The organism is Legionella sp. km772 (genome assembly GCF_003989735.1).
Lineage (GTDB): Bacteria > Pseudomonadota > Gammaproteobacteria > Legionellales > Legionellaceae > Legionella.
Map to the genome: position 1 here is coordinate 1 of NZ_RZGQ01000062.1, position 16,247 is coordinate 16,247.

Here is a 16,247-nt window from a genome sequence, read left to right on the forward strand (position 1 = left end):
CAATTAACTAAAAATCAGATGAAAAGGCAATCTATTAAGCGGCTCAGAAAAAATGCTGGATGGGATGATTCTATTTTAACCACTATCTTATCTCAAAATTTTTCATGAGGTGACCCTGCTTTTAAAGAGCTATAATATAAAGGTGGGCTTAACATTGTTAGTCTTGTTAAGTAGATGTAACCTCGCAAAAGGAATGTATATGTCTGAAAAAATACAACATACTGCCGCTAGCCTGCGGGAGAAGATGCTTAATCGCTATAGTGATGGTCTAGATCATAAGCACAATAAAAATCGTCACCCCTACCGGCATCATTACCGCTCTCATCCAGCCAATCAAACCGATAAAATTGACGATGAAAACCTTTTTAACGCCTCGACAGGTACGATAAGAGAATTTAAATTAAGAAAAACGCGTAAACGACTGGATAATGGTCGCATCCATTGATAGAGTATAGCTATCCTTCCAGGTTAGCCACTTCCCTGGCTTGGACGCGAACCAGATGGCCTGATTTTTATCGGGCCACTTTATTTTTTGCCAACTGATCCCCAGTTTGATAAGTAAAGTATTTAAGTAATTTTACCACCCGTACCACCCCACTGGTATTTCGCGCAATATTAATAACTTTATTGGCCTCATCAAGCCTTACATCCCCCATTAAATAAACCACTTGATCCGCCGTCACAATTTTAAAAGCATTAGGATCGATGGAATCATCCGCAAAAATCTGACTGCGAATTTTTGTGGTTATCCACGCATCTTGTAAGCTATTTGAGTTTGCCTGACTGAGCTTTAATTCAATAAAAAGATGGCGATAGCCACCTACCCTGAATAAGCGGCGGCGAGTTTCTTTAATTAATCGAGGTGAAGGGAGGTGGCCAGCTACTAAAACATCACCATTAAAAATAGCCACATCAAGGACGCAGACTTCGCATTTTAAGAGCTTATCGGCATATAAGGAATTATTAACCTCTACTAGTAAATGATAGTCATCTAGTTTTTTATAAACATCGTGGCGATCATAGACTAAATTTGCTCCCGTCCATAAATTACTTATACAACCGCCTAAACAGGCGGTTAAAATACTAAAAATAATTAATAAACATCCTTGTCTAAGCATATTAGCGAATGTATTGGAAAATTTTCACTACCTTGACCACCCCATTGATACGCCGGGCGACATCGACAGCTAAATTAGCTTGCTCAGGCGTGGCGATACCCATCAGGTAAACAACCCCATTTTCAGTCACAATTCGGATGGAGCCGGATTCCAGGCCTTTTTTCGTTAACATAGAGCTTCTTACTTGCCCAGTAATTAAACTGTCTTTTGTTCGTTGTGCTAAAGGAATAGGGTAGCCCACAGAAATTTCATCATAAACCCTAGTTACGCCTGGGGCCGTGCGGGCGATACGCTCAGCAACGACACGTAAAGAAGCAGAGGACGTTTGGCCCACTAATAAAACAACACGATTAAAACTTGTAACTAAAATTCTTGAATCTTTAAATTGCGGGTCAGTGACAATGGCCGTATGAATAACATGAAATAAACGTGCATCGGCCTCCATAGTACTAACGGTACGCTTGTCATAAACTAAACCTGCGGCAGCGCCGGCAACCACCGCCGCGACACAGCCTGTCAAGCATGCTGCCAGAAGCAAAATAGCTATTGATTTAAACCTTGAAAAAACATTCATTTTTTATCCTAAAACTTGACTAAACAATGACTGATCAATTAAATCACAAAAGCAATGTAAAATGAACAGATGTAGTTCCCTTATTCGCGCGGCATTATCAGAGATAATTCTTAACTCGATATCTTCTGGCCCTAAATGGTTTGCTAATACACCGCCGTCTCGCCCGCTAAGGGCAATGGTATCCATGCCGCGTTCATTGGCAGCTTGTAGGGCTTGCAACAGGCTATCAGAATTTCCTGAGGTAGTTAACAACAACAACACGTCCTGCTCTTGGCCTAAGGCCTGTATTTGCCGGGCAAAAACTTGCGCATAATGGTGTTCATTAGCAAAGGAGCTCATACAAATAGGATCAGCGCTTAAATTAAAAACCGGTAAAGAAGGGCGCTCAACCTCAAAATGATTCAACATAGCACTGGAAAAATGCAAACAGTTAGCACTTGAGCCACCATTACCACAAATCAAAATTTTACCGTCATTGAGTAAACAGCTTACTAGGCGTTGTCCAGCTTTAGCTATAGAGTCAGACAAGGCATCAGCCATAGCCATTTTAGTCTCTATCTGCAGGCCAAATAAATGCCGCACTCGCTCTTCCATTTGTACCATTTTTTTACCTTATTTTATATACCACTAATTCCGGGGGCGGGATGACTAAACTGCAAAAAGCTTAATAATCCGTAGTAAACGCATCTTTTACCCAAGTCAAGTCACCGCCCCTACCATCAATACTCACTACATCAAAACGTATAGCTTGCTCTTCTTTTATTTTATGAGTTACTAAATAATGCGCGGTAGTTTTTATAATTTTTTGTCGTTTAGCATAGGTAATGCTCGCCAGACCACCACCAAAATCTTTGGATGCACGAGCACGAACCTCAATAAAAACTAAATAAACCGGGTCATTCATGATCAAATCTATTTCACCTAAACGGCAATGATAATTACGAGTTATTAGTTTCAACCCTTGATCCCTTAAATAATCCAAGGCCCTTTGTTCAGCAAGCTGTCCTGTCTTTTGGTTCATTCTAATCCTTTAATCATTTATACGGTGTTCTGCAAAGGATGAGCAAGTCCTTCTTTAAACTGTCCCCATTCTAACACACGCGCCACCTGCTGATTTGCTTTTAAATACAAACCACCATTCCTCTTATTGCTGCTGTTTGCGGGAAATAATAATAATTGATTTAGCTGGGTCGCTAAAGCATAACTATCCTTTCCTAAAGCATAGAGGCGACTGTAACTATTAAATTGCTCCGGCCAATTTTTAGTATCCATTTGATGGTTAAAAACCCAGGGGATATCACAGAAAATGACTCCTTCCAGATCTTTATCTTTTAATGCATTGGCAGAGCCACCATAAACACTGGAGGTAGCATAAACAGGCACATCACCACTATAGTAATACTTTAAAGCCGGTATAATTTGCCTGGCTTTGCTGGGATAAGCCAATAAAAAAATCATATCAAAATCTTGCCGGCGGCTTGGAATGGCTTGAATTGCTTGGCCTAAAAGCTCCTTCACTTGCTTTCCGCGCCGCTCGCTATCGCTGATTTGCAAAAAATCGCGAATTTTTTTATTAAAATCCTCTTTAATTTTGTTATCCACATTATAGGCCATCACATCGGTTATTCTTCCACCCTCCTGCTGCCATTGAGTCCTAAATGCCTTGACGACATCATCACCCCACTTATTATTGGGTGCCAAAACTAAAGCGCGCTTATAACCTTTAGCACTCGCTTTAAGCGCTACTTGCTCGGCTTCATAACTTGGTGACAAACCAAAAGAATAAGAATTAGGCTGCAAGTTTTCGCTGTCATTTAATAACAAAGTAGGAACGGGGTGCCATAAGCTGGCAATACGCGCTACGTCAGGCTTGGTTAAAGGACCAACAATATACTCAGCCCCAGCACTAATAGCCTGCTCATAGAGATAATTTACCGTGTCTTTATTAGTATCAAAGGTCAAAATTTGTTTGTCGTCTTGAGCTTTTTTATGTGCAGCAATAAACCCCTCATAGACAGCATTTCCCGGACCTGAAAAAGGTCCAGTTAGCGGTAATAATAGGGCTATTTTTTTAGGGGAATAGAGTATTTTATTAGTGATGCTGTCCAAAGGTTTAGGTAAAAAGGAATTGGCAGGATGTTCATTAAAACGAGATTGCCACTCATCTAAGGCGGCCAATAAGGTTTTAGAATTGCTTCGATGTTGTTGGGCTAGATTAGCCAGTTGCAGCCATCCGTCTAATTCTGACTCTGCAACAACCTCAGCACTCATTACCTGAACCTCTGGTACGGGCATTTGCATTAAAGTAAGCCAAATCGCGCGTCTATTATCGCTTAACTCATGGTTATCAGACAATAAAGTTTCTAATTTAATGCGCTCCGCTAAGGCTTGTGAATGTTTATTGGTTAATTGATAGGCTTGAGCCAATAACTCATGAAACTGAATTTGGTAATAAAGGGGTAAGGTTTCACTATTAACTAGTTCATGAAGTTTTTTTAAGGCCGCAACTGGTTTCTCACGAATTAAATCCACTTTCGCTAATAACAGCAGTTTTTCATCTTGCTGCATGGCCGTTAAGCGAGAGGTTTGTGCTAAAATAGCCAAGCCTTGTTGCCAAAGATGCTCGGAAATAAGACGACCAGCGGCTAATAATAAAAGGTTTTGCTGTTCATCACCTTGTTGTTTTTCTGCTTTCGCAAGATAATCTGCAACAGATAAATCATAAGGATTCACCAGTGCGGTTACTGGGTTAGCCTCACTAATAGGCTCCGCCCATAATACTTGCTGGGGTTGGCACAGCAGAACTAATAAGATAGCACGTCCTAAGAGACGAATTTTGCGTATATTTTTAACCATAAATTATAGCCCAATGCATATTAGGCCAAGAGGATAAACCATGACAGAAGTCGGAGCAACAGGAGCGCTATATATAGTAGCCACACCGATTGGAAACCAAGAGGATATAAGTAGACGTGCCCTAAATACCCTTGCTGCTGTCGACTTGATCCTTGCCGAAGATACGCGCCATTCTTTGCCATTATTAAGCGCTTTGGGTATAAAGAATAATCTTCGTGCTTTTCATGCCCACAATGAGAGTGATAAAAGCACTCAAATTATCGATTTGTTAATGAAGGGACAATCCATTGCCTTAATCAGTGATGCAGGAACGCCCTTAATTAGTGACCCTGGCTATCCTTTAGTAAAACTCGCCCGGCAAAATAATATTCCGGTAATACCAATCCCAGGTGCCTGTGCCCTCATTACAGCACTTAGTGCCGCAGGCGTTCCTTGCGACTCTTTTCTTTTTCTAGGGTTCTTACCCGCTAAACAGCAAGCCAGACAAAATAAATTAAATGAACTGAAAAATGCCCCTTATACCCTGGTTTTTTATGAGTCAACCCATCGGATATTAGAATGCCTTAACGATCTTGCCCTATGCTATGGCGAAGAATGTGAGCTGGTTTTAGCTAAAGAACTAACCAAAACGTTTGAGCGCTTCCTCTCAGGAACACCAAGGGAAGTAAAAGCTTGGTTAACCAGTGAGGCAGCACACAGTAAAGGCGAGTTTGTAGTAATAGTCCCACCACGTTTAATGAACGATACTAGCGATGAAAATGTGCATATTTTATCGGTTTTGCTAGCAGAACTTCCTTTAAAACAAGCGGTATCTTTAGCGTCCAAATTAACTAAAGCCAATAAAAATGAACTGTATGAACTAGCCTTAAGCTTAAAAAACAAGCCCTAATTGCCCTCTTTGTTTTCTTGAGTAAAAAAATCAAATTGATCAACTTTTGCTCTTCATGTATAATGACCCCACTAAATTTGCTGGAGTGATTATGCCTACTGTTTATAATGCCGCTAATATTCAAGCCTGGAGTACTGAGGCCCTCTCTTTAAATAGCCAAAAACAACACCATCAAGCCATTATTACAGAAAATAATCAGGCCTTAATTCCCTTGCAAAGCCAGCTCCAGCTTTTACAGACTCAAATTAGCACAGTGCAAGGTCAAGTGACCTCTTATGAAATTAGGAATGCGCAAGATAATGCCTTTCATTGGCAACAGTCCCATCACCATGGACACCACCATGGGCACCATCACCATCATCATAGTCCCGGCATCTTACATACTGCCGTAGATATATTTTCTGCGTTTGAATTAGGCCGCTTACGGAACCAATTGAGCGATTTGCAAGCTGATGCCAGACGAATAGAGGCAAGAATGCGCCCCCATCTTCAGCTTATTGAAAACAGTAGCCGTATTATTCAGCAAACTGATAGCCGGCTTAGCTGGTTAAATTACCATAGTAACAATGGGGCGATTTTTTTAAATACGCTAAGTGCTAACCCCAATGAATTAGTGAATCAACTTAAACGAAAGATCACTGCGGCATTTCAAGACTACGATGATAAACACCCACAAGGGTTAAGCCCTCAAGTGCGGATATGCCTATTTAATTTAAAGGAAAGGCTTGCTTATCTTACTCTAACCCCCGAACAAGCCACAATAAATGCCTTGCAAAGGAATTACTTGCATCTTGGTGCCCTCCTCCAAGAGATGCATAACCAGGTGGCAACAGAAGGGCTAAATCAGGAATTTATTCAAGTATTAAACTCCTTATTGGAAGAGACCCACCTCGGTGCAGACTTACCCGATGCGCTGCAAACTCAGCAAAGTAAAGCGGAACATTATAATTACCTACAACAGCAAAATCCCGCTTTGTTTACGGTCTCGCCAGAACGCTTGCTGGTCTTAGAGCAAGAGCGCTATCACTATGAATTCAGCCATCTACAGGAGCGTATTGCACCTAGCAATGCGCTTCAAAATAAAATTAATGCTGCTCTTAAGGTATTAAATGAAGAGCTAAGCGCCAAAAAAGTAAAGAACGAAGTGATTGATTACCATTTTTATAACCGCGTCTTAGCTGACCTTGCTAAGATTTCGGCAAACCCGCATGATAGCAAGGCTATCCAACATTTAGGACGTTTGGCTAATGTCGCAGTTGGCACGCCAAGCTTAGGCAAAAAAATTGCGGGCGTACTCTTAGAAATTTTAGGTATAGCACTTATTGCAGCTAGTGTTACCTGTCTTATTGCTACCTTTGGTGGCAGCTCTTTTGCAAGCAGTTTTGGGGCAGCCTTAGGTCTTAGTTTACTACAGAGCCAAATTACGTTAGGAATTAGCGCCTCCCTAACGGCTTTAGGCGGAGGTGCCTTAAGTTTCTGGGGAGGGATTAAATTTAAAGAAGGACAACGCCAAGGTTTATCAAAAGAATTAGAGAACGTGCACGAGGAAGCGATGCATCCTAGCTTTTCCTAGGCCTAGTTTGCCCCGCGCCAGCGGGGCATCTTAACCAGTATCATTGACTTAAAGCGAGTCAATATTCCATAAGGTCGGTTGATTTACTGGAAATAATTTGAAACTACCCTTAAACAATTTAGGCTTTACTTTCTCTGGATGCCTACCCCTTGTACCAATCTCTGCACTCGTCTTACAAATAAAATAAACCAAAGATACCATTACAAATAAAGGAGCGTAATTATTTTCCCCACCTAATATTAGCTGCTTGTTAGTAGGTCTATTTAAGGCATTAAGCACCTGTTTATCCAAGGGAAGTGAGATAACTTCTAATTTAAAGCTATTGAGCAGGAATTTAAGCGTAGGGATTTTCTCTTTAAGATCCCATTCCAGATAACACCAAAAACCCGCCAAATTGCAATTATTCCAAATAAATTGTGGCGTTTTAACATAAATAGACCATTCCGGCAGGCGATAAAAAAGATGCGGATTAAACTTATTTTTTAATGAATAACGCAATATTTTGGGATATACATCACGTTGAAAGCGATAAATTCCTTGGTTATAGCGCCAAGCGGCAACCGCTGCTAAGATAGCAATCTCTTTAATCTGTTTTGGACTTAGATAGGAATGTCGATATTCCTCTGCCACAATAGCGGCCCATCCGGATTTTGGCAGCAGGCACCATTCCGGCCAATCCGGAATTTGCTCTTTTTCCATCCTAAAATTATCAATTAACTTCCAAGTATTAGGAAACTGTTCAGTTATCAATTTCAAATGATGATAAGGGGACATAGCACTTCCTCCTCTCTAGCGCCCTTTTTTGCAGTGCTGCTTAAAACAGCAATAAACAGGTCAACTAATCAGGCTTTTATATTAATGATAGGTAAGGCCGCATTTTTTGCAATGAGGAAAACCTTTAGCTTTAGCCTAGAAATTATTCAAACAGGAAGCTGGTTAATTTTTCTTTTCAACTCCATAGCAATTTAAATAATTTTTACATACACTGGTTTTGTTTTCCCCAATTTAAGGACTTTGTATGAGCTATTTAAGGATAATTGGTTTATCATCTTCCCTATTGTTTTCTTCTTTACAGGCAGCAACTTTAGGTCAGCTAACGGTTGCCGATCCACTCTTTGGCAGTCGAACCATCGTGTATGAAGAAGCCAACGGCTATGCGGTGACAGAAGGGGATATTCTGCTAGGAAAATTATCGACTCTCAAACGGCAAGGAGCCTCAATCACCCCTAAAGTCGGTGGTTCACGCTGGCCGCACGGGATTATCGCTTATGAGATCCATGAAGATTTACCTTTTATCAACAAATTAGCTATTCTTCAGGCTATTGACCACTGGCAAAAACATAGTTATTTAGAGTTTGTCGAATTAAATTCTAAAAATCGCAATGAGTATCCTGATTATATTTCCTTTATACCGGCACCAGGCACTACTTGTTCTTCTTTCGTAGGCCGACAAAAGGGGAAACAAGAAATTAACTTATCCCCTCGCTGCACGACCATGAATACCGTACACGAAATTGGTCACGCCTTAGGACTATGGCATGAACAATCAAGGGCCGATCGTAATTCCTATGTACGTATTGTTTGGGAAAATATTGATGAAGAGCACAAATATAATTTTGATCAACATTTGACCGATGGTAAAGATTTCGGCGATTACGATTATCAATCCATTATGCATTACCCACCTTATGCCTTTTCTAAAAACGGCCAACAAACCATAATTCCACTCATAGATGGGGTGGAAATAGGCCAACGCAAACAGCTCTCAGAGAAAGATATTGCAGCGATCAAGGCCATGTATCCAGAAAATTAATTAGCATACAACCACCTCGACCTATTGCACTTCCCTTGCCCGGTCGAGGTGAATTACTAGATTGGAGAATAACTCATATACTCCGCCTCTCGCTCTGGCGCAGGCGCCTCTAAAGCTAATTTTTTTGCTTCTTTATGGGCATGATGTTGGTCATGAGCATGCAACAGTTCATAGCCTAGATAAGCGGCGGTTAAAACCAACGCGGCTGGCCAACAAATAGCATAAGAAGTAATCAGCAATAAAGGGGCTATTGTATTTTTAGCCAGGGTGAATACATAATCATTCCGAGCGGTTTCATACTCTTTTAAGGCATGGACTAAATGTGTCCCCGTTAATTGAGCTTGTTCTAAGCGTAAACTTTTATCCTTGTAATTCGCATAAGCCCCAGCAGAAAAATACATGGCAACAGCTACGGTGCAAACAAAATAGGTGGCCGCAATTAATAAAGGAGTACTAATAAGCATTGAGGCAGTAAAGCCGGCCATTAAAATTGCTGCAGCAGCAGCCACGAAGTGGAAGGTCGCTTCTTTGGTTTTCCATTCAAATTCTAATTCGCGCATCTGCTTATTTAACATCTGAAGATGTGCCAAACGTTGAGCCTTACTCATCCCTTTACATTGAGAGGGGTCACTATATTGGGCGATTTCCTCTAAATATTGAGCTTTTTTAGTGAAATATTCTTCTTTAGCCAATTTACATTTATAAAGGGCAATACCGACGTCAAAAGCCAGAAACACGGCAGTGAGGTAACCCGCAATTGGCCCTGGAATCCCCGAAATATGGTTAAAGTTAGTTAAAAAATTTACGGTTGCCCACACCAAATCATTGGCAAAATTACAATGACGCTTATAAAGCTCATGTTTAAATCGTTCAAAACGGGTAGTCGCCTCGGGCTTATGGGTTGTGGGTTGCGTAATAGTTGTTTTAATTTGTTCGGCTGTTAAGCGTAAAGACGTTTTATCCCCTAAAAGCTTTTGCAAAGCGGACAAATCACCACTGAGTTTCAAGGCCTTGCCTTGTTTAGGGACATAATAAAGACTATCATCAACTAAAATGTAGCTAGTACGGTAAGCCTCTATACTCACCGCCCCCGGTAAATGGGCCATTTTCGTGACTTCACAACCGTTTTCAGCACCCTTTTCTAAGTCGGAAGGAAAAAAAGTATGCTTAATTAATAATCCTGCATCAATCATAAAGCGCGCGAGAAAGAATCCCACACTGAAATAATTAATAATGCCGGTCGGAGCCTGGATGGTCGAAATAATTTTATCCACATCTGTATGGGTGCCTAAAATTGCATCCAATTTATCAATAAGTTGCAAATCGCGAGCAGCCGTTAAACCTTGGGTCAAAGTGAGGCGAGTAAAGACCCAATAAATACGGCATAAGTTAGCATAGGCTACATAGTCCCTTATCTGCGACAGGTGATAGGGCGAGCTGGTGAGGTTGCGGTAACTGGCTAAATAAGATTGATATAAAGAATGGATAAAGCCTTCCTCTTCTTTGGTGTCGGCAGCAACTTCTTTGCTGATACGTTTTTTAATTTGTACTTTTAGCCCTTGGTAATGCGCTTCCTTCCCAGGTTGGTTATAGGCACGGTGAAACTGCTCTAACAAAGAGGCGCAATAGTAACAATAAAGCCAAAACTGCTCTTGATGAGCAGGGTCTTTTTGTAAGAGCTGAAACATTTGAGTAAATTCGGTTTCTAATGCCTGTTGATTTTTCAAAAGAAAAGAATAATCAATAGCTTGCACGCGAGCTTCAATGGCAGGAAGGGCGTGTCGGGGATCCTTAAAAGCGGACATTTGTGAGAAAAACTGATGTTTGTCTCTGCGAAAGGCGGCATTTTGACTCGAATAAACCATAATCACAACTCACAAAAATTATACAGTCGTTTACGGTATCATTTGGCCTTGGTTTTGACAATACTTTATGATTTATTTTTTTGCATAATGATTGGTTATGAGCAGCAAAAATACAATTTCGTCTAGCTTAAACAGTACAACGCGGTGTTTGCTCGGCGCTCTCCATCTTAGCCTTGGAAGAATGGACTAATAAACTCGCCCCTGATTCTACAAAACCTAGGATGCGATAAAAGCCGTGCGCGCTTTCTCTTTTTTTATTGGATGAAAGGGCCAATTTATAACAGCCCATTTTTTCCGCCAACTCAAGAGCAAACTCTATCATGAGCTTACCCACTCCCCTTCCCTGTGTTTTGGGGTCCACCATCACATCTTCGATAATTGCCAAATAACTCTCTTGATGCACTATACTGGGCACCATAAGCAAAGCAAAAGTTCCCACAACTTTTTTATCTATCAGGGCTACATAAATTTTATAATGGGGATTAGCGCACATCTTTAGATAAAGCACAGTAGCAGCCTCGGCTGCAAGGACTCGCTCATCCATTCCAGGTTGTTGATATAAGGTCAAGATAGCCTCTAAATCAGACTTGCTCGCTTCGCGTAGAGCAACCCCTTTGTTTACTAAGGAAAAAGCTTTAGTGGGCTTTTCTTTTTTTACCAGCTCCTTTACAAAGCAAAGGCCATGCTGGCTAAAAACGCTTGATTCATCCCTTAATAACTCAGGTGGTAATAATTGTGGGTTAGCAACACATAGTTTATAACAGGCTTTGGCCTGGCAGAGTTGCAGAGCAAAGTTCAATATCGACTTGCAAAGCAGCTCAGTATTAGTTTCGGCGGCAGCAAGCAGCACATCATCGAGCATTGCAGACGGCGCTCCTTCATGGGCTAAATTGTCCATAATTAACACACTGAAACCCGCGACTAACCGGCCATCATTAAACACAACAAAAAACGTATAATTGTTGTATAAATCCATCTGCACCAAGGCATTTTTCGCCTTTGCAAACGATAAGTCTATTCCTGGGGGGCTTGTTTTATTAAGGCTGCTAAATCCTCTTCTTCAGCCTTACTAATCGTGAAAGTCATTTTATCCTTTAATGGCTTATAGAGGCTTTAATATTTTTAATCGATTCCTCTGGGTTATCTACTTCAATAATAATTCGGGTAAAGGAGTTATCTTTTAGATCAATCATAATACTTTTATCACTGTTTTTAACCCCCCAAAAAATCTTTTTTCCATGCTGATAAAAAGTACCTGCCGTGACTAAACCTGGTATATTGACACCCGGGGCACGAATGCCTTTAAAGCAATTATTATATTCACCTTTATACGGTGCCACCGCTACAATATTTTTTAAAGGAATATTGAGTTTATTTTTACAGGTTAAAAAAATATCAATCCCTTTAATAGCAATGAATAAATTAGATTCTTTAACGCTAAGATGCACACTCATTTTTTCTCCTCGATTCAGACTTTTTAGGTACTAACACTGTGGAAAAAACTCGTGCGATGCGCCCTCGTTTAGGTTTTAACTCTAAATAAGGGCTCATCGCTAGGTGTAAATCTCTAGCCATTGCAGCTAGTTCCTCATCGGACAAATAAAGTTGTAAACTGCGATAACCAACCCCATCTCGGGGTAAATCAACAGTACCGCTTTCTAGATAGCGTTGGTAATCATCTAAGAGCGTAGCGACGAACGTTGAAAAATAATTAAAATGCTCTTCTTTACTCGCCTCGGCAAGCAGTTCAAAAGCAATAAGGTTTTTCTGGGGTAGAGCAAATATACGCTCGACCGTACCGCGCACTAAGCGCTCTTCACAAACATAAATTAAATCAGCATCCAATAATTTATTAATATGACGGTAGGCCGTGGCAATCGGCACGTCCGCTAATTCATCCAGCAATTGTGCAATAGAGAGCTTCCTATTTACTAGAGCACGTAAGAGCCGCAAACGAATGGGGTGTAAGACTAATTTGGCATTATCGTTCATTTAATTATTATCATTATCGATAATGATAATGTCAATAATAATTTTAAAAGAAATTGCAGTTTATCCATTGCCTTACTTTGCTTTATCTCAGTAAGATAAAAATCGTGCATCTACTTACTCAATTAAAGGAATTTTTATGAGCAGCCCTAAAGAACCCACAGCCTGTCCCATTAGTCACCTGACTACAAACTTTGGCGCTCCGGTGCCTGATAATCAAAATAGTATGACCGCAGGCCCCCGTGGACCTTTGCTGATGCAAGATGTTTGGCTGCTTGAAAAACTGGCTAATTTGAATCGTGAAACGATTCCTGAACGTCGGATGCATGCAAAAGGCTCGGGTGCATTTGGCACCTTCACTGTAACTCACGATATTTCTCAGTACAGTAAAGCTAAAATTTTTGCCTCTGTTGGCAAGAAAACGGAACTCTTCGCACGTTTTACCACCGTTGCTGGAGAGCGGGGGGCAGCCGATGCTGAGCGCGACATTCGGGGCTTTGCTCTTAAGTTTTATACAGAAGAAGGCAATTGGGACATGGTGGGCAACAACACTCCTGTATTCTTTCTGCGCGATCCGAGAAAATTCCCCGACTTAAATAAAGCCGTAAAAAGAGATCCAAAAACCAACTTGCGAAGTGCGACTAACAACTGGGATTTTTGGACCTTATTGCCGGAAGCGCTTCATCAAGTCACTATAGTGATGAGTGATCGTGGTATTCCCAAAAGTTATCGCCACATGCATGGTTTTAGCTCCCACACTTATAGCTTTATCAATGAAAAAAATGAGCGTTTTTGGGTAAAGATGCATTTCCATACCCAGCAAGGAATCCAAAATCTCAGTGATGCTGAAGCTAAAGAGTTAATAGGTAATGATCGTGAAAGTCATCAACGTGATCTTTTTGACGCGATTGCACGCAAGGAGTTTCCACGCTGGACTATGTATATTCAAGTCATGCCTGAAACTGATGCAGATAACTATCGTTTACACCCTTTTGATCTCACCAAAGTTTGGTATAAAAAAGATTACCCTTTAATTGAAGTTGGAGTGATTGAATTGCACCGCAACCCCGAAAATTTCCATGAAGATGTAGAACAAAGTGCATTTTCACCGAGTAATCTAGTTCCAGGTATCAGTGTAAGTCCCGATAAAATGCTGCAAGCACGGCTGTTTGCCTACAGCGATGCGCACCGCTATCGCTTAGGGGTAAACCATCATCAAATTCCCGTCAATGCGGCGAGATGTCCGGTGCATAGCAATCACCGCGATGGCCAAGGGCGCGTTGATGGTAATTATAGCGGGCTGCCTCACTATGAACCTAATAGTTACCAGCAATGGCAAGAGCAACCACAATTTAAAGAACCGGCGCTTAAAATTAGCGGAAATGGTGATTTTTGGAACTTTCATGACGATGATGCAAACTACTTCGAACAACCTGGGAAGCTCTTTAGGCTCATGAACACTGACCAACAGCAGGCGCTTTTTGAAAACACGGCCCGCGCGATGGGTGATGCGCCAGAATTTATTAAATTCCGCCATATTCGTAATTGTAATGCGGCTGATCCCCAATATGGCGCTGGTGTAGCAAAAGCCTTAGGGTTGAATTTATCACTTGCTCTAAATTCGAAAAATCAGGATCCCGCTTTAGGCAGCCCCGCCCGGCTCCCCGTCTAATCACCAACTACAAGCCCTGGTTAGAAGCTATTGAAGCACTCCTAGTTCTAGCTTAAAGGGATAGGCTAATACAGGATGGCTTATCCCACAGCGTTTTTTCACCCTTGCAAGGAAAGCCTTTTTCTGATGTTCTGTGGGGGCATTTCCTCCTCCCGCAGCCTTTTACCGCTTGGGCTTTGTGCTGCTTGCAAACCCAAGATTTCGATATGTTTTTGCCTTAGAGTCTGGGTGGAGTATTTTTTCCCTATAGTGCCTAAGACATCCTTTGCGATGTTTTCGACTAAATAGGCGCCACAGCTTGCAGAATCGTCTTGGAAGTAATAGGTTTTGTCAGCAAGGCTAACTTGATAGTCAGCGTAAATAGCGTGCACCGCCTCTTTTATAAGGTGAAGCACCCTATCTTTAGCCGCAGAATTCTTTACGCTGTCATAATAGTTGATGCTGACCTCGTCCCCAAGAATACAGAGTTTAACCCCAACCCAATGGGAATTAATACAAATAGGAACAATAAGGTGGGCGGGGTTATTAGGCTCATGATTACCCAAGAAGTTGAGCACATGAGCCTTAAAAGTGCGCTCAGAAGGAGCCTTGCAGTAACTCCAGGCGGCCAGCAGATGAACATTGTTTTTTCGACCAAGTTTATTAGCTAGCAAGGAATGGACCTGTTCCGCACTATAGTAGGCCTGCCTATTAGGCTCACCATTTGCCAACACCAAAGACTCTTCCCGAAAGCCAGCTGACCTGTAGGTCTCTGCAAAAAATGAAGAGGGCGAGCGGGTTAGGGACTGGGAAGAGGGCTGTATTTCCGCTTGCGAGGTGGTCCTAGGCATCATGGATGGCTGCGCACTGGTAGTGCTTATTGGCGCGGCAACTGGGGTTGGCAGGGCAAATTCTTCGCGCAGCTCTTCAGATAAGAGCCGTTCGTTTTGTCCTTCAATCGCCGCACGCTGCTGCCTTAATTTAGGCGTAACCTGGTGGTGGTGCGGGGAATGATGCGCGATTGCTTTATCAAGCAAAAGATATTGTAATTGCGTGAGGGCCTCAACCTCACTCGCAGCCCCTTGCTTCCTTAAAAACAACGCCTCAACGAGCATCAGGCATGCACGATGGTCTTGATAAAAACCAAGGCCTAGCAAGGCTTTAATCATCGGCTTAAGCTCATCTAAAGGCAAATACAAGATAACGGGATTTAAATCATGGTTAATCGCAAATTGATATTGGCAATGTTTACCGCAGGCATGCAGCAAGCGTTCGAAATAAGCATGGGTGGATTGGGAAATCAACCCCTTCAAACTGCTCGCTGGTGTTTTTTGAAGAAAGTGAGTGACCATTTCATTCGCGCCTTGCTTTGTAGTAAACATGGCTCTTGCATTGCGAGCAGAATGGCTCGCTGTCGATAACGAAGCAAAAAACCCCCTATTACCAACTCGCACTGGAGGTATTGCAGACTTGGGTAAATAATTTTTAAGTCCTAAAAGCCGCTCAAGACTGCGCAGATCTTTAGTGGCTATCGCTCTAAAGAGAGCATTTTCACAAGCTCTCTCCCACTCAGGTGAGCGCTCATCTATAACAGGTGCTTGCCTAGGCGTTGGACGAACCGGGAGAATAGAGTAAGTAATCGGCTCCGAGGACTCAAGAGTGATAGCTAATGCACTTTCTTCTTCTGGAGATAATTGGCTACGAGTACAGTCAAGTTCTGCTTGACTTGCACGATCTAATTGCGCATAAGTCAGTGGCAATTTAGCGAGCAAACACTCAAATATTGCGCCATCTAATGAACTCATGTTACGCACATAAACTTGTAGTTTGACTAAAAAGCATTAGAATTCCGCCCTTAATTTTAGGGAGGGAATTAAATGGATATGCTTGATCTTTATAGTGATTATTTGATTTTCCAA

At 41.7% G+C, this 16,247-nt stretch carries 16 protein-coding genes; 5 read left to right on the forward strand and 11 right to left on the reverse strand.

Annotated elements, in window-relative coordinates:
* Positions 1 to 199 precede the first annotated feature (199 nt).
* On the forward strand, positions 200 to 445 hold the full coding sequence (locus ELY15_RS08080; RefSeq protein ID WP_127099158.1) for a hypothetical protein: 246 nt from the start codon (positions 200 to 202) through the stop codon (positions 443 to 445).
* A gap of 67 nt (positions 446 to 512) precedes the next feature.
* Here the strand turns inward: ELY15_RS08080 and ELY15_RS08085 are convergent, their stop codons facing one another.
* From ELY15_RS08085 to ELY15_RS08105, 5 genes are all read right to left on the reverse strand, one after another.
* On the reverse strand, positions 513 to 1,118 hold the full coding sequence (locus tag ELY15_RS08085) for a BON domain-containing protein (protein ID WP_127099159.1): 606 nt from the start codon (positions 1,116 to 1,118) through the stop codon (positions 513 to 515).
* Position 1,119: 1 nt separating this feature from the next.
* On the reverse strand, positions 1,120 to 1,692 hold the full coding sequence (locus tag ELY15_RS08090; protein WP_127099160.1) for a BON domain-containing protein: 573 nt from the start codon (positions 1,690 to 1,692) through the stop codon (positions 1,120 to 1,122).
* Positions 1,693 to 1,695: 3 nt separating this feature from the next.
* Entirely contained in the window at positions 1,696 to 2,295 is a 600-nt protein-coding gene (locus ELY15_RS08095; protein ID WP_127099161.1) for an SIS domain-containing protein, read from the reverse strand.
* A gap of 61 nt (positions 2,296 to 2,356) precedes the next feature.
* Entirely contained in the window at positions 2,357 to 2,713 is a 357-nt protein-coding gene (locus ELY15_RS08100) for a YraN family protein (protein WP_127099162.1), read from the reverse strand.
* Between the two features lie 17 nt (positions 2,714 to 2,730).
* On the reverse strand, positions 2,731 to 4,548 hold the full coding sequence (locus tag ELY15_RS08105) for a penicillin-binding protein activator (RefSeq protein ID WP_127099163.1): 1,818 nt from the start codon (positions 4,546 to 4,548) through the stop codon (positions 2,731 to 2,733).
* Between the two features lie 40 nt (positions 4,549 to 4,588).
* Between ELY15_RS08105 and rsmI the strand changes: the two genes are divergently transcribed.
* Both rsmI and ELY15_RS08115 read left to right on the forward strand, forming a co-directional pair.
* Positions 4,589 to 5,437, forward strand: a complete 849-nt coding sequence (gene rsmI, locus ELY15_RS08110) for a 16S rRNA (cytidine(1402)-2'-O)-methyltransferase (RefSeq protein WP_127099164.1) — start codon at positions 4,589 to 4,591, stop codon at positions 5,435 to 5,437.
* 91 nt (positions 5,438 to 5,528) lie between these two features.
* A complete protein-coding gene (locus ELY15_RS08115; RefSeq protein WP_127099165.1) occupies positions 5,529 to 7,010 on the forward strand; it encodes a hypothetical protein in 1,482 nt (493 codons plus the stop codon).
* 48 nt (positions 7,011 to 7,058) lie between these two features.
* On the opposite strand, the gene ELY15_RS08120 is transcribed toward ELY15_RS08115, so the two are convergent.
* On the reverse strand, positions 7,059 to 7,784 hold the full coding sequence (locus tag ELY15_RS08120; RefSeq protein WP_127099166.1) for a hypothetical protein: 726 nt from the start codon (positions 7,782 to 7,784) through the stop codon (positions 7,059 to 7,061).
* Positions 7,785 to 8,028: 244 nt separating this feature from the next.
* Between ELY15_RS08120 and legP the strand changes: the two genes are divergently transcribed.
* Positions 8,029 to 8,823 carry a Dot/Icm T4SS effector Zinc-dependent metalloprotease LegP gene (gene legP / locus ELY15_RS08125; RefSeq protein ID WP_127099167.1) on the forward strand — a complete coding sequence of 265 codons (795 nt, stop codon included), beginning with the start codon at positions 8,029 to 8,031 and terminating at the stop codon, positions 8,821 to 8,823.
* 56 nt (positions 8,824 to 8,879) lie between these two features.
* Here legP and ELY15_RS08130 read toward each other — a convergent pair whose 3' ends face one another.
* From ELY15_RS08130 to ELY15_RS08145, 4 genes are all read right to left on the reverse strand, one after another.
* Positions 8,880 to 10,688, reverse strand: coding sequence for a hypothetical protein (locus ELY15_RS08130; protein ID WP_127099168.1), 1,809 nt, complete (start codon positions 10,686 to 10,688; stop codon positions 8,880 to 8,882).
* Positions 10,689 to 10,815: 127 nt separating this feature from the next.
* A complete protein-coding gene (locus ELY15_RS08135; protein ID WP_127099169.1) occupies positions 10,816 to 11,664 on the reverse strand; it encodes a GNAT family N-acetyltransferase in 849 nt (282 codons plus the stop codon).
* Positions 11,665 to 11,782: 118 nt separating this feature from the next.
* A complete protein-coding gene (locus tag ELY15_RS08140; protein ID WP_127099170.1) occupies positions 11,783 to 12,142 on the reverse strand; it encodes a hypothetical protein in 360 nt (119 codons plus the stop codon).
* Positions 12,126 to 12,680, reverse strand: a complete 555-nt coding sequence (locus ELY15_RS08145; RefSeq protein ID WP_127099171.1) for a helix-turn-helix domain-containing protein — start codon at positions 12,678 to 12,680, stop codon at positions 12,126 to 12,128. The genes ELY15_RS08140 and ELY15_RS08145 overlap by 17 nt, the downstream gene beginning before the upstream one ends.
* Before the next feature lie 136 nt (positions 12,681 to 12,816).
* Between ELY15_RS08145 and ELY15_RS08150 the strand changes: the two genes are divergently transcribed.
* Positions 12,817 to 14,349: a catalase gene (locus ELY15_RS08150; protein ID WP_127099172.1), complete on the forward strand. Its 1,533-nt coding sequence runs from the start codon at positions 12,817 to 12,819 to the stop codon at positions 14,347 to 14,349.
* A gap of 98 nt (positions 14,350 to 14,447) precedes the next feature.
* Here the strand turns inward: ELY15_RS08150 and ELY15_RS08155 are convergent, their stop codons facing one another.
* Complete coding sequence (locus ELY15_RS08155) at positions 14,448 to 16,133, reverse strand: Ulp1 family isopeptidase (RefSeq protein WP_127099173.1); 1,686 nt, start codon at positions 16,131 to 16,133, stop codon at positions 14,448 to 14,450.
* Between the last annotated feature and the right edge of the window lie 114 nt (positions 16,134 to 16,247).

Excerpts from the sequence above, each read along its gene's own strand:
- ELY15_RS08100 (WP_127099162.1), bottom strand. The coding sequence starts at position 2,713 with ATGAACCAAAAGACAGGACAGCTTGCTGAACAAAGGGCCTTGGATTAT.
- ELY15_RS08085 (WP_127099159.1), bottom strand. The coding sequence starts at position 1,118 with ATGCTTAGACAAGGATGTTTATTAATTATTTTTAGTATTTTAACCGCC.
- rsmI (WP_127099164.1), top strand. The coding sequence starts at position 4,589 with ATGACAGAAGTCGGAGCAACAGGAGCGCTATATATAGTAGCCACACCG.
- ELY15_RS08105 (WP_127099163.1), bottom strand. The coding sequence starts at position 4,548 with ATGGTTAAAAATATACGCAAAATTCGTCTCTTAGGACGTGCTATCTTA.
- ELY15_RS08120 (WP_127099166.1), bottom strand. The coding sequence starts at position 7,784 with ATGTCCCCTTATCATCATTTGAAATTGATAACTGAACAGTTTCCTAAT.
- ELY15_RS08115 (WP_127099165.1), top strand. The coding sequence starts at position 5,529 with ATGCCTACTGTTTATAATGCCGCTAATATTCAAGCCTGGAGTACTGAG.
- ELY15_RS08080 (WP_127099158.1), top strand. The coding sequence starts at position 200 with ATGTCTGAAAAAATACAACATACTGCCGCTAGCCTGCGGGAGAAGATG.
- ELY15_RS08155 (WP_127099173.1), bottom strand. The coding sequence starts at position 16,133 with ATGAGTTCATTAGATGGCGCAATATTTGAGTGTTTGCTCGCTAAATTG.
- ELY15_RS08140 (WP_127099170.1), bottom strand. The coding sequence starts at position 12,142 with ATGAGTGTGCATCTTAGCGTTAAAGAATCTAATTTATTCATTGCTATT.
- ELY15_RS08150 (WP_127099172.1), top strand. The coding sequence starts at position 12,817 with ATGAGCAGCCCTAAAGAACCCACAGCCTGTCCCATTAGTCACCTGACT.
- legP (WP_127099167.1), top strand. The coding sequence starts at position 8,029 with ATGAGCTATTTAAGGATAATTGGTTTATCATCTTCCCTATTGTTTTCT.
- ELY15_RS08090 (WP_127099160.1), bottom strand. The coding sequence starts at position 1,692 with ATGAATGTTTTTTCAAGGTTTAAATCAATAGCTATTTTGCTTCTGGCA.
- ELY15_RS08135 (WP_127099169.1), bottom strand. The coding sequence starts at position 11,664 with ATGGATTTATACAACAATTATACGTTTTTTGTTGTGTTTAATGATGGC.
- ELY15_RS08145 (WP_127099171.1), bottom strand. The coding sequence starts at position 12,680 with ATGAACGATAATGCCAAATTAGTCTTACACCCCATTCGTTTGCGGCTC.
- ELY15_RS08130 (WP_127099168.1), bottom strand. The coding sequence starts at position 10,688 with ATGGTTTATTCGAGTCAAAATGCCGCCTTTCGCAGAGACAAACATCAG.
- ELY15_RS08095 (WP_127099161.1), bottom strand. The coding sequence starts at position 2,295 with ATGGTACAAATGGAAGAGCGAGTGCGGCATTTATTTGGCCTGCAGATA.